This window comes from Thioalkalivibrio sp. ALE19, from assembly GCF_000428605.1.
GTDB lineage: Bacteria > Pseudomonadota > Gammaproteobacteria > Ectothiorhodospirales > Ectothiorhodospiraceae > Thioalkalivibrio.
In genome coordinates this window covers 1-12,481 of sequence record NZ_AUAG01000043.1, presented here as the reverse complement: position 1 = coordinate 12,481, position 12,481 = coordinate 1, and the positions used below count along the sequence as shown (strand labels likewise).

General features: G+C 62.1%; 11 protein-coding genes. 8 read left to right on the top strand and 3 right to left on the bottom strand.

The window, feature by feature from the left end:
- Nucleotides 1-136 precede the first annotated feature (136 nt).
- A complete protein-coding gene (locus tag F787_RS0113505) occupies nucleotides 137-1,423 on the bottom strand; it encodes a GNAT family N-acetyltransferase (RefSeq protein ID WP_028492523.1) in 1,287 nt (428 codons plus the stop codon).
- Nucleotides 1,424-1,436: 13 nt separating this feature from the next.
- Nucleotides 1,437-2,480, bottom strand: a complete 1,044-nt coding sequence (trxB, locus tag F787_RS0113500) for a thioredoxin-disulfide reductase (protein ID WP_028492522.1) — start codon at nucleotides 2,478-2,480, stop codon at nucleotides 1,437-1,439.
- 349 nt (nucleotides 2,481-2,829) lie between these two features.
- Between trxB and F787_RS0113495 the strand changes: the two genes are divergently transcribed.
- Nucleotides 2,830-5,730 (top strand): ribonucleoside-diphosphate reductase subunit alpha, encoded by a 2,901-nt coding sequence (locus tag F787_RS0113495; protein WP_028492521.1) that lies wholly within the window; start codon nucleotides 2,830-2,832, stop codon nucleotides 5,728-5,730.
- Between the two features lie 63 nt (nucleotides 5,731-5,793).
- Nucleotides 5,794-7,032: a ribonucleotide-diphosphate reductase subunit beta gene (locus F787_RS0113490; RefSeq protein ID WP_019021936.1), complete on the top strand. Its 1,239-nt coding sequence runs from the start codon at nucleotides 5,794-5,796 to the stop codon at nucleotides 7,030-7,032.
- Nucleotides 7,033-7,128: 96 nt separating this feature from the next.
- Here F787_RS0113490 and F787_RS0113485 read toward each other — a convergent pair whose 3' ends face one another.
- Nucleotides 7,129-8,415, bottom strand: a complete 1,287-nt coding sequence (locus F787_RS0113485; RefSeq protein ID WP_028492520.1) for an integron integrase — start codon at nucleotides 8,413-8,415, stop codon at nucleotides 7,129-7,131.
- Between the two features lie 255 nt (nucleotides 8,416-8,670).
- On the opposite strand from F787_RS0113485, the gene F787_RS0113480 reads away from it, so the two are divergent.
- The 6 genes from F787_RS0113480 to F787_RS16890 all read left to right on the top strand — a co-directional run bounded on the left by F787_RS0113480 (nucleotide 8,671) and on the right by F787_RS16890 (nucleotide 12,297).
- Nucleotides 8,671-9,042, top strand: coding sequence for a hypothetical protein (locus tag F787_RS0113480; protein ID WP_196801936.1), 372 nt, complete (start codon nucleotides 8,671-8,673; stop codon nucleotides 9,040-9,042).
- 114 nt (nucleotides 9,043-9,156) lie between these two features.
- Nucleotides 9,157-9,825, top strand: coding sequence for an endonuclease NucS domain-containing protein (locus tag F787_RS0113475; protein WP_196801935.1), 669 nt, complete (start codon nucleotides 9,157-9,159; stop codon nucleotides 9,823-9,825).
- A gap of 101 nt (nucleotides 9,826-9,926) precedes the next feature.
- Complete coding sequence (locus F787_RS16900; protein WP_155989626.1) at nucleotides 9,927-10,550, top strand: hypothetical protein; 624 nt, start codon at nucleotides 9,927-9,929, stop codon at nucleotides 10,548-10,550.
- A gap of 116 nt (nucleotides 10,551-10,666) precedes the next feature.
- Nucleotides 10,667-11,227, top strand: coding sequence for a hypothetical protein (locus F787_RS16895; protein WP_155989625.1), 561 nt, complete (start codon nucleotides 10,667-10,669; stop codon nucleotides 11,225-11,227).
- Between the two features lie 147 nt (nucleotides 11,228-11,374).
- Nucleotides 11,375-11,722: a hypothetical protein gene (locus F787_RS0113465; protein ID WP_028492517.1), complete on the top strand. Its 348-nt coding sequence runs from the start codon at nucleotides 11,375-11,377 to the stop codon at nucleotides 11,720-11,722.
- Nucleotides 11,723-12,072: 350 nt separating this feature from the next.
- Nucleotides 12,073-12,297 (top strand): hypothetical protein, encoded by a 225-nt coding sequence (locus tag F787_RS16890; RefSeq protein WP_155989624.1) that lies wholly within the window; start codon nucleotides 12,073-12,075, stop codon nucleotides 12,295-12,297.
- Nucleotides 12,298-12,481: the final 184 nt, after the last annotated feature.

Genomic DNA, 12,481 nt, shown 5'->3' with positions numbered 1-12,481 from the left:
CGGATCGGCCAGGGGCTGGCCTCCTACGACGGGTCGAACCCTGCCCCCGGTAGGAGGCCGGCCCTCCGGCCGATTGTGCGTCGGGGTGGTCTCCTGCGCCGGATCGGCCAGGGGCTGGCCGCCTGCGGATACGAGGTTAATCGGGGGCATTGCCGGATTCTCCCTGGCGAAACGGGGAATGCTCGTGCAGGCGTTCGCAGTGGCTGCGCATCATGTCCGCCTCGCGTTCGCAGAAATCGCGCACCGGCCCGTCGAAGCTCGGGGTCAGGATCGCGTGGATCGACCAGGTGGGCGTGGGCAGGAAGCCGCGCGGGATCTTGTGCTCGCCCTGGGCGCCGGGCTCGAAGCGCGTGAGCCCTTCGCGGATGCAGAACTCGATGCCCTGGTAGTAGCAGGTCTCGAAGTGCAGGGCGTCCAGCTCCTCGGTGGCGCCCCAGAAGCGCCCGTACAGGGTGTCGTGGCTGCGGTAGCACAGCGCGGCGGCGATGGTCTCGCCGTCGCCATCCGCACCATCGCCATTCTCCGGGCGGCGGGCCTCGAACAGCACCACCTGGTCACCCAGTGCGGCGGCCGTCTCCACGAAGAACGCCTCGGTGAGGGTGGGGATGCCCATGTGCTTCTCGAAGGTGTCGACGTAGAAGCGATGGAAGCGCGCCCAGTCCTCCGGCGAGCCGGTGGCCCCGGTCAGGGTGCGGAAGGTGATGCCGGCTTCCGCGACACGCCGGCGTTCGCGTTTGATGTTCTTGCGTTTTTTCGACGACAGCGCGGCGAGAAAGGCATCGAAATCGGCATAGCCGCCGTCTGCGGCGTTGGTCCAGTGGTACTGGCAGCCCATGCGCTCGGGCAGCCCCAGCGGGGCCAGCGCTTCGCGGTCGGCGGACTCGGGGAACAGCACGTGGACCCCGGAGGCCTCCAGTTCGCGCCCGCGCGAGACCAGCGCGCGCAGCAGCTGACGGCGCAGGCGGTCCGGGTCGGGGGCCTCGGGGTGTACCAGCAGACGGGGACCGGTGGCCGGGGTGTAGGGCACCGCGACCACCAGCTTGGGGTAATACTGCAGACCCTGGCGCTGCCAGGCCCCTTCCCAGGCGAAGTCGAAGACGAACTCGCCGTAGTTGTTGGTCTTGGCGTAGGCGGGGGCGGCGGCGACCAGCGCGTCGTCGTGGAAGATCAGCACGTGCTGGGGGAACCAGCCATAGGCCCGCCCCAGGCACTCGTGGCGTTCCAGCCCCTCGAGGAAGGCATGGCGCAGAAACGGCTCGCGCCCGCCGGTGAGGGCATCCCACGCGGCGGGATCGAGCTCGCCCAGCCCGTCGCGCAGCTCGATGCGCTCGTCCACCCCGGCGGGCGGGAGGTCTTCACCGGTCGCCGCACGGGCTTCCGCGCCCGGGGTCCCGGGATCGTCGGACGAGTGCTCCTCGCTCACCGCCGTGTCCGCGTCACAGCTGCTCGTCGAGGTATTTCTCGGCGTCCAGGGCGGCCATGCAGCCGGTGCCCGCGGAGGTCACCGCCTGGCGGTAGATGTGGTCCATCACGTCGCCCGCGGCGAACACGCCCGGCACGCTGGTGGCGGTGGCGTTGCCGTCCTGCCCGCCCTTCACCTTGATGTAGCCGTTCTCCATGTCCAGCTGGCCCTGGAAGATGTCGGTGTTGGGCTTGTGGCCGATGGCGATGAACACGCCCATCACGTCGATATCCTTGGTCTCGCCGCTTTGCGCGTGCTTCAGGCGCGCGCCGGTCACGCCGGTCTGGTCGCCCAGGATCTCGTCGAGGTTGTGGTTCCACTCGATGTTCACGTTGCCGTTCTTTTCCTTCTCGAACAGCTTGTCCTGCAGGATCTTCTCCGCACGCAGCGAATCGCGCCGGTGCACCAGGGTTACCTCGGAGGCGATGTTGGACAGGTACAGCGCCTCTTCCACGGCGGTGTTGCCGCCGCCGATCACCGCCACCTTCTGGTTGCGGTAGAAGAAGCCATCGCAGGTCGCGCAGGCGGACACGCCCTTGCCGGCGAAGGTGGTCTCCGACTCCAGCCCCAGGTACTGCGCCGAGGCGCCGGTGGAGATGATCAGGGCATCGGCGGTGTAGGTGGCCTGGTCGCCGGTCAGGCGGAACGGGCGCTGGTTCACGTCCACGGTATGGATGTGATCGTTGATCACCGTGGTGTCGAAGCGTTCGGCGTGCTTCTTCATGCGCTCCATCAGCTCGGGGCCCTGCACGCCGGCGTCGTCGCCCGGCCAGTTGTCCACGTCGGTGGTGGTCATCAGCTGGCCGCCCTGTTCCAGACCGGTGACGACGACCGGGTTGAGGTTGGCGCGGGCGGCGTACACCGCGGCGGTCCAGCCGGCCGGGCCGGAGCCCAGGATCAGCAGCGGGCAATGGCGCTCGTTCCCGCCGGACTTGCTGGCGGCTTCGTCGCTCTCGGAGGAAACCTGCACCGCCCCGGTGGCGGCCATGATGCCCGCGGGCTGCTTCTCGTCACTCATTTTGCTCGCTCCATGAAATCGGTTGTATGGGCGGGATTATTGGGGCGCGGGGCAGGCTTGTCCAACACCCGTTGCGATAAGCGAATTTCATGAACCCGTTCCGCCCCGATCGTGACCCCGGGCCATCACTACATGGGGCCGCCGGTGGACAACCGCGGCCCTCGCGCCAGCCGCGGCAGGACGCCGAATCCCCTAAGTTGTCCACAGGTTGTTCCCCGCTTGTTATTTCGCCGAGTACTATATGTAGTGTCTGGTAAGAGCTCGATCCCCGATCTATAGTATTCCACGTCATCGCCGGGCGATGACCCCAGATTTTTCCAGATGACCGTTTCGCGCGAGGCCTGCCCCCATGTACAGCGACACCCAGACTGCCGAATCCGCACAGGACACGACCTATCCGCCGCAGTCCGAGCCCTCGGCGGAAGTGATGGCCACCAGCCCCGGCCAGCATCAGGTGATCCGCCGCAACGGCAAGGTCACCAGCTTTGACCCGGCCAAGATCGAGGTCGCCATCACCAAGGCCTTCCTCGCGGTGGAAGGCGGCAACGCCGCGGCCAGCCGGCGCATCCACGACATCGTCAAGGAGCTGTCCGCGCAGGTGAGCGACAACCTGTTCCGCCGCGCCGGCACCCAGGGCACCACCGTCCACATCGAGGACATCCAGGACCAGGTGGAACTGGCGCTGATGCGCGGCGGCCATCACAAGGTGGCCCGCGCCTACGTGCTGTACCGCGAGCAGCAGGCGCAGAAGCGCGCCGCCGAGGCCGCCGAGCAGGGTCCGGCGGAGGAGGCCGAGGCGCCGGTGGTCCACGTGACCCGCGCCGACGGCACCCGCTCGCCGCTCGACGAGCAGCGCCTCAAGGCGGTGGTCGACGAGGCCTGCGACGGCATCGACCAGGTGGAAGGCGAGCGCATCCTCAAGGAAGCGCGCCGCAACCTGTTCGACGGCGTGCACGAGAAGGACGTGGGCACCGCGCTGGTGATGGCCGCGCGCGTGATGATCGAACAGGAGCCCAACTACTCCGAGGTTACCGCCCGCCTGCTGCTGGACAACCTGCGGCGCGAGGCCCTGAGTTTTGTCTCCGGCCGCCGCGAGGAGGCCACCCAGGCCCAGCTCGCCGAGCGCTATCCGGAGTACTTCGGCGCCTACATCCGCCGCGCCGCCGAGCTCGAGCTGGTGGACGACGAGCTGACCCGCTACGACCTCGACAAGCTGGGCGCCGCGCTCAAGCCCGAGCGCGACCTGCAGTTCACCTATCTCGGCCTGCAGACCCTGTATGACCGCTACTTCATCCACAGCGACGAGGTGCGCTTCGAACTGCCGCAGGCGTTCTTCATGCGCGTGGCCATGGGCCTGGCGATCAACGAGATCGATCGCGAGGCGCGCGCCATCGAGTTCTACGAGCTGCTGTCCAGCTTCGACTTCATGAGCTCCACGCCGACGCTGTTCAACTCCGGCACCCTGCGCCCGCAGCTCTCCAGCTGCTACCTGACCAGCGTTCCGGACGACCTCGACGGCATCTACAGCGCCATCCGCGACAACGCGCTGCTGTCCAAGTTTGCCGGCGGGCTGGGCAACGACTGGACCCGCGTGCGCGGCATGGGTGCCCACATCAAGGGCACCAACGGCAAGTCGCAGGGCGTGGTCCCGTTCCTGAAGGTGGCCAACGACACCGCCGTGGCCGTGAACCAGGGCGGCAAGCGCAAGGGCGCGGTGTGCGCCTACCTCGAGACCTGGCACATCGATGTCGAGGAGTTCATCGAGCTGCGCAAGAACACCGGCGACGACCGCCGCCGCACCCACGACATGAACAGCGCCAACTGGATCCCGGACCTGTTCATGAAGCGCGTGGCCGAAGAGGGCCAGTGGACCCTGTTCTCGCCCAACGAGACCCCCGACCTGCACGACCTGGTGGGCGAGGAGTTCGAGAAGCGCTACTGCGAGTACGAAGAGAAGGCCGCGCGCGGCGAGATCAAGGTGTACAAGACCCTCAACGCGGTCGACCTGTGGCGCAAGATGCTCGGCATGCTGTTCGAGACCGGCCATCCGTGGATGACCTTCAAGGACCCGTGCAACCTGCGCAGCCCGCAGCAGCATACCGGCGTGGTCCACAGCTCCAACCTGTGCACCGAGATCACCCTGAACACCTCGGACGACGAGATCGCGGTGTGCAACCTGGGCTCGGTCAACCTGGCCGCGCACGTGGACGAGAACGGCGAGTTCGATCACGCCAAGCTCGAGAAGACCGTGAACACGGCCATGCGCATGCTCGACAACGTGATCGACTACAACTACTACTCCGTGCCCCAGGCGCGGCGCGCCAACCTGCGCCATCGCCCGGTGGGCCTGGGCGTGATGGGCTTCCAGGACGCCCTGTACAAGCAGCGCATCCCGTACGCCTCGGAAGAGGCCGTGGAGTTCGCCGACGTGTCCATGGAGGCCATCTCCTGGTACTCCATCAAGGCCTCCACCGATCTGGCCGAGGAACGCGGCCGCTACGAGAGCTTCCCCGGCAGCCTGTGGAGCCAGGGCATCCTGCCGATCGACTCGATCGACAAGCTGGCCGAGTCGCGCGGTGACTACCTGCAGATGGACCGCACCCAGCGCATGGACTGGGAGAGCCTGCGCGAGCGCGTGAAGACCACCGGCATGCGCAACTCCAACACCATGGCCATCGCGCCCACCGCGACCATCTCCAACATCTGCGGGGTCAGCCAGTCGATCGAGCCGACCTACCAGAACCTGTTCGTCAAATCGAACCTGTCGGGCGAGTTCACCGTCATCAACCCCTACCTGGTCCACGACCTGAAGGACCGCGGCCTGTGGGACGAGGTGATGGTCAACGACCTCAAGTACTACGACGGCTCGGTGCAGCCGCTGGACCGCGTGCCCGAGGACCTCAAGGCGCTGTACGCCACCGCCTTCGAGCTGGACACCCGCTGGCTGGTCGAGGCCGCCTCGCGCCGGCAGAAGTGGATCGACCAGGCGCAGAGCCTGAACCTGTACATGGCCGAGCCCTCCGGGCCCAAGCTGGACGCCCTGTACAAGCTGGCCTGGGTGCGCGGTCTCAAGACCACCTACTACCTGCGCTCCATGGGGGCGACCCACGTGGAAAAGAGCACCGTGGCGGACAGCAGCCGGGCCAACAAGCTCAACGCCGTGACCGGCGGCCCCGGTGACAGCACCGCGGGCTCCGACTCCGCGGCCGCCTGCTCCGTACTCGACCCCGACTGCGAGGCCTGCCAGTAAGGCAGGCCCCCGACCTCAACCGAACACCGAACACGTAACACCGAATCGACAAGGAGAACGCACATGCTGTCCTGGGACGATCCGATCGCCGCGATCAAAGGCGAAAACCAGCAGGAACCCAAGGTCCGTCCGGGCATGGGCTTCCAGGAAAACGAAGACCTGATGACCACCGCCGGCGCCGCCCCCAGCGTCTCGCCCGAGCCCGAGAACGCCGGCGGCCCCGCGCCCGACTACGATGAAGAAGCCCTGACCGGCACCGGCCTCGAGGACATCGAGCGCGGCGCCGAGCGCATCCGCGTGGACGACAAGAAGATCATCAACTGCAACGCCGACCTCAACCAGCTGGTGCCCTTCAAGTACCAGTGGGCGTGGCAGAAGTACCTGGACGGCTGCGCCAACCACTGGATGCCGCAGGAAATCAACATGAACGCGGACATCGCCCTGTGGAAGGACCCGAATGGATTAACTGAGGACGAGCGCACCATCGTCAAGCGCAACCTCGGTTTCTTCTCCACCGCCGACTCGCTGGTGGCCAACAACCTGGTGCTGGCCGTGTACCGCCACATCACCAACCCCGAGTGCCGCCAGTACCTGCTGCGCCAGGCCTTCGAGGAGGCGCTGCACACCCACGCCTACCAGTACTGCGTGGAAAGCCTGGGCCTGGATGAAGGCGAGATCTTCAACATGTACCGCGAGGTCCCCTCGGTGGCCACCAAGGCGGAGTGGGCCCTGCCGTTCACCAAGCACCTGGCCGACCCCAACTTCCGTACCGGCACGCCCGACGCGGACCAGAAGCTGCTGCGCGAACTGATCGCCTTCTACGTGATCTTCGAGGGCATCTTCTTCTACGTGGGCTTCGTGCAGATCCTCTCCATGGGCCGGCGCAACAAGATGACCGGCGTCGCCGAGCAGTTCCAGTACATCCTGCGCGACGAATCCATGCACATGAACTTCGGCATCGACGTGATCAACCAGATCAAGGTCGAGAACCCGCACCTGTGGACCGAAGACTTCAAGAACGAAATGCGCAACATGATCGCCGACGCGGTGGAACTGGAAGCCCAGTACGCCCGCGACACCATGCCCCGCGGCGTGCTCGGCATGAACGCGCCCATGTTCGAGGAGTACCTGCACTTCATCGCCAACCGCCGCTGCGCCCAGATCGGCCTGGCCGAGCTGTACCCCGGCGCCGACAACCCGTTCCCCTGGATGAGCGAGGTGCTCGACCTGAAGAAGGAGAAGAACTTCTTCGAGACCCGGGTAACGGAATACCAGACCGGGGGCGCGCTGAGCTGGGACTGACCCGGCGAGGCCGAGACCCACAGAAGCGGAGCCAGGGAAATGGCCACGCAGCAACAGAAGAGGGCGCCGAAAGTCGGCGCCCTTTTTTGTGGAACGTTACGCCAGGTCCAGCGGACTCCGTACCGCCAGACCGCCCCGGTTCAGCACGTGCGTGTAAATCTGGGTCGTGGACACATCGCTGTGGCCCAGCAATTCCTGCACCGTGCGGATGTCGTAACCGCCCTCAAGCAGATGTGTGGCAAAACTGTGGCGCAAGGTGTGGCAGCTCGCCTTCTTTGCGATATCCGCCCGCCGGGCCGCAGACGTCACCGCCTTTTGCACAGCCGTCTCGTGCAGGTGATGCCGGCGCGTTGCACCGCTTCGCGGGTCCACGGAAAGCCGCCCGCTCGGAAACACGAACTGCCAGCGCCACTCCCGTGCTGCCGCGGGGTACTTGCGGGCCAGGGCGTCCGGAAGCAGGGCCTCCCCAAAGCCGGCATCCAGGTCTCGTTGATGCAGTGCCCGGGCCTCCTCGAGATGCCTCGAAAGCGGATCGAGCAGCGATTGCGGCAACGGGACGATACGATCCTTGTCGCCCTTGCCTCGCCGCACCACGATCAGCCCCTGATCGAACTCCACATCCTGGACGCGGAGACGAAGCGCCTCCATCAGCCGCATGCCCGAACCGTAGAGCAGGGAGGCGATGAGCCAGTGCATGCCGTCGAGCTCCGCCAGCAGACGGTTGACCTCGTCGCGCGAAAGAACCACCGGCAACCGTTTTGGCCGACGAGACCGCCTGAACGCTCCCAGATCACCCAGGGGTTTCTCCAGCACCTTCTCGTAAAGGAACACCAGCGCATTGAGCGCCTGGTTCTGGGTGCTGGCCGCGACATTCCGTTCCACTACCAAATGTTCCAGAAACGCGGCCACTTCCGCACCGCCCAACTCATCCGGGGACCGCTCCTCGAAATGCCAAAGAAAGCGACAGACCCAGCCGAGATAGGCCTTCTCTGTGCGGAACGCCATACCCCGTGTACGAATGGCCGAGGCCAGCCGTGCAAAGAGATCAAGATGCTTGCGGATGAGCGGAGTAAAGCGCGTCTCGCCAACTCGTTGGGCGTAATCTTCCGGCGAAACCGGCGCAAACTCCCGTGCCGTCGTGGTGTGTTGCGCCTCCAGCGTACGCGCCGAATCCCGCCAGAACTCCCAGTCCGGCGGTGTCGCCCATTCTGGCTTCACGATGCTATACAGAATCCGTATAGCATCGACGGTCTGCCGGAACTGCCAGTCCTGAATCGACGACTTCTGCCCTTCGCTGGTCAGATACCGAGCGATATCCTCAGCCCCGAGTTCCGCGAGGCGACGACCGGGATACGCCGCGATAAACCGTTCCGCCCGGACCACGTACCAGCGTACCGACTTTGTCTTAACCCCTTGAGAAATAGCCACATTCCGGTATCGCTCCCAGAAACGGCGTTCCCTTTCGGCACGACTTCCTGTCGCCATCAGCCGACCTCCTTGTTTATCCATGATTCGGTCATGGGTATGCTGCAGGAACAGCGGCTGCCAGAGCAAGGGCCGGCGCTGCGAGAATCAGGTGCTATCCAGATTCTGCCTATCACCAATATGACAGATTCTGTCTAATCTACTGTTATGTGAATGATGGATACCGTTTGCTTCATCAACCTGGAAGAGACCGACAAGGATCTAATCCTATCTTTCGCCTTGGGCGACGGTGATGGCTTCGTACGGAGCTTAATACTTCATCGCGCGTTATTTTTCGAGGGCGTCTTGCCGGAGGAGGAGCGGGGCACGAAGGTCAGTCTGGAGGGTGAGGATCTAGGCTATGAAAAAGAGCACCTCAACACTTTGCAAGAGTTTCAATTCGATGGTGACATTCTGCGGATGAAGTCAAGATTTGGGCTTTACGAGATCAATGCTGGAAAGCTTGATCCAGAAGATTTCAAGGTCATCAAAAAAGCTCTAAAACGGCAAAATCATGATGCTCGTTTTCAGGTCAGATTCACATAACAAGTCGCTCAAGTTCGTTCCGGCCTTCGGCCTCCACCGGACGCGGCTAACGCCGCGCCGCTTAGCTTAGACGTTCGGCGGCAGAAAAATGACGAAGGAGGTTTTGTGGCTACGATGGCGCAAGCAATTCAAGGAATAGTCGAGAGAGCAGGATGCTGTCTTAGCTCCGAGGACATCAAAGGGGAGGTTGAAGCGGCGTACCCCGGAAAATGGAAGCCCGCTACTCTCCAAGCTCACCTATATGCCTGTTCGGTCAACAACCCGAAAGGCTACATTCACCACCCGTACGCCGCGAAGTTCCTCTACAAGAACACTGACGGTACCTTTGAACTTTACTCCGAGGAGAAGCACGGTCCGAATGAATGGGCGCCGGCCGAGGGGGAAGAGGACGAAGGCGAAGCAGCCGAATTGGTAGAGGCGTCTATCAGCCTTGAACGGGATATTGAGGATCACCTGGTTAACAACTTAGAAACCCTAGAACCCGGCTTGAAGCTTGTGGCACGTCAGTACAGCACGGCTGTCGGCAGAATCGACATTTTGGCCGAAGACAAGAAAGGGTCCCGCGTCATAATCGAGTTGAAGGTTGGCGAAGCAAAAGACTCCGTCATCGGCCAGGTGGCCCGCTACATCGGGTGGTTTGCACGCGAGGACGGAGAACCGCCCAGAAGCATCATCGTAGCTAGCGGGTTCCCTGAAGGCGTCCAGTATGCAGCAACGATGATCAAGGGACTCACCCTGCTCGCATACAGCGTCAACTTTTCGTTTGAGCGGGCTGCCGTGTAGACGTGGTGCGCCCTAGATCAAGAAACCGCCGAACAAGGCGCTGGAGCCGACGCGGCAAAAGCCGCGCGGCTCAGCTTCAACGTTAGCGCGATAGGAGATCTATGCCGACAGAAGCTAAGGTAACCTTCGATGTGAATACTCGAAGGGCTGGTTATTTTCTGGATCTTCATGAGTCCGTGCATGGGGGAGCGCAGGGCGCACCTCGGAATCCAGTTCGCGAATTGCCACGAGCAGCGGTTGTGTTCGCGGTCGGGGCATTGGATTCTTATCTCTCGGATGTCTCTGCAGAGGTGATTGTTGCCTTGCTACAAAGGGAGCTACCAGAGGGCGAGGTTCGGGAGATTCTAAAGCGTGTGCAGGCAGAGGTCCCAACACTTTCCTTGGAGTTATCGCTGGTGCCAGATCCGGATGAACGAGTTGGTCGTGTTCAAGAAGCCGTCGCCGATCATCTACACAATCGTGTTAGCAATCATGGAAAAAAAGCGGTTTCGAGAACTATGGAGCGGCTTGGCGGAAGCGCCCAGGACCTTTGGAGCGCTCTCGGGGCAAATGGCTACCGTCGAGCGGCTGACGACCTAGATGATTGGACTGAAAAGCGGCACCAGATCGTTCACCAAGGCCAATCGGTCAGGGTCCATCGCCCGCAGGCTCGGAGCTGCGTTCAATTGGTGGAGGCTATTGGAGAGCGAATTGATACTCAGGCCATGCAAGCGCTGGAAGGCTAATGCGCTAACAAGAACATGCAGCCGACGCGTTACCCGCGCGGCTGATGCTGAGCGTTATGGAACTACCAGAAAGTTTCCCCCCGAAGGGTCTCCCTGACCTTAAGGAACTGCGACCTTTGGCGGGCTGGTTCGGAGTTCTCCGTGCGCTGTCCGGAGCTGGCTCGAATGACTTTGTGGCCGCATCTCTTCAGTCTAACGCCATCCGACTGTGCCAAGCGGCCATTTCTGAGTATCAACTCGGCATCCTCGCAATTGAAGCCTTTCACCAAACATTGGAGAATCTAACGCCATTGCACTGGGCAATAGCTTCGATCGGGCACTTTGAGAGTTCACTTTGGCACTTGGAGCGCTTTATCAAGCATGCTAAGGCACTTAGGTCTTTACATTCCGCTGAAATGGATCTCCGGAGGACTATTCCCAAGTCATTGGCCATATTCAAGCAAGATGCTGAGCGTCGTATTACAAGGTTGCGCCACCAAATTGCACATCTCGAATCAGTAATTCAAAACCGAGAGCTTCCACAAGGCTCTAGCATTATGCTACGTCCCACAAGAACTGGGCTGGTACTCGGATCAGAGTGCATTACCTGGTCAGAACTGGAGCAGTGGCTTCGGGAAGCCTATGATGTTTCGGAGAAAATTACCGAGTTCGTGCCAAAACCCGACGATGTTCCATAACAAATCGCTCAAGTTCGTTCCGCGCTTCGCGCTCCACCGGACGCGGCTAACGCCGCGCCGCTTAGCTTAAACGTTAGGCCTACATGGAAGCCGTCGCATGAAGGTCTGACGAACGAACCCTGACGGCATGATGAAAGGAGAACAGCAATGAAAACAGGTGCGCTAGTTTTGGGAATCATCGGAGGATTGATTGCCTTGATCTACGGGCTTGTCGGCTACGGGATCGGAAGCTTGGGAAGCGCTGCCGGCGCCGAAGGATCTGGCATGGTGACGCTCGTGAGTATCGCCCTGCTGATTGCCGCCTTGATCGGCGCAGGTATGGTCAAGGCCAAGCCAGTCATCGGGGCCGCCCTGATGGCAATTGGTGCGATTGGCTTCGTGCTTATTCTAGGTTTCAACTTTTTCAGTCTTATCCCGGTCGTCTTGCTGGGGCTGGGTGCGCTCCTTGGCTTCCTTGGTATGCAGGAAGACGCCAGGCAGTCCACGAAGGCCTAACAACGGCATGCACCCGACGGGCGGCTGCGCCGCCCGCGGGTGATGCCGAGCGTTGGGCGTAAAGGAGAAGATTGATGCTCCGACCAGCAGTGGTAATCGCTTCGGTCATGCTGTCGCTTCCAGTCTACGCAGATTCCTTCCACGTTGCTGTCCAGTACGATTGCAATACGGCAGAGGATCTTGTCGCGGTCTACTGCCTCGGTGCGTAGAACGAGGAGGGTGAGGAACTGATGCGGCGATTGGGGAAGGATGGAATCAACCCTTGGGAACTTGTTGAAGTGGCTGGCGACAGAATCACTACAGAGAACACTGTGCGAAGGGAATGCGAACTGAGCGATGGATCGTATGTCGTGGAAATCGGACCCTCGCCAGGCAATCGCAACATTCAAGGCCGCTGCGGTGCTCATATGTCAGCATGGGTTACGTTCCACAAGGAAAACAAATTGCTATTACGCACCGGCTTCGAAGGCGACTGTCTTGATGTCGAGTCGGAAATCATAACGAGCGCGCGTTGGCGCTCTGGGGTGGAAGAAGCCGACATCACGGAAGTGCGTTTTTCCGAGTTCTACAAGTAGGCGCCCAACAAAGCTCTTCAGCCGACGTGCGAAGAGGCACGCGGCTGAGAGCTAACGTTATGCATTCATTCTCCAGCTCTCTTGACACTCGTCACGTGACGCGCTACATTTTCTCCCATGATCAAATCATTCGCGGATAAACGAACTCAGGAGCTGTACTCCAATGGTAAGTCAAAGAAATTTC

Bases quoted from the DNA above. Each gene is read 5' to 3' on its own strand.
- trxB (WP_028492522.1), bottom strand. From the start codon at position 2,480: ATGAGTGACGAGAAGCAGCCCGCGGGCATCATGGCCGCCACCGGGGCG.
- F787_RS0113495 (WP_028492521.1), top strand. From the start codon at position 2,830: ATGTACAGCGACACCCAGACTGCCGAATCCGCACAGGACACGACCTAT.
- F787_RS0113490 (WP_019021936.1), top strand. From the start codon at position 5,794: ATGCTGTCCTGGGACGATCCGATCGCCGCGATCAAAGGCGAAAACCAG.
- F787_RS0113480 (WP_196801936.1), top strand. From the start codon at position 8,671: ATGATGGATACCGTTTGCTTCATCAACCTGGAAGAGACCGACAAGGAT.
- F787_RS0113475 (WP_196801935.1), top strand. From the start codon at position 9,157: ATGGCGCAAGCAATTCAAGGAATAGTCGAGAGAGCAGGATGCTGTCTT.
- F787_RS16900 (WP_155989626.1), top strand. From the start codon at position 9,927: ATGCCGACAGAAGCTAAGGTAACCTTCGATGTGAATACTCGAAGGGCT.
- F787_RS0113465 (WP_028492517.1), top strand. From the start codon at position 11,375: ATGAAAACAGGTGCGCTAGTTTTGGGAATCATCGGAGGATTGATTGCC.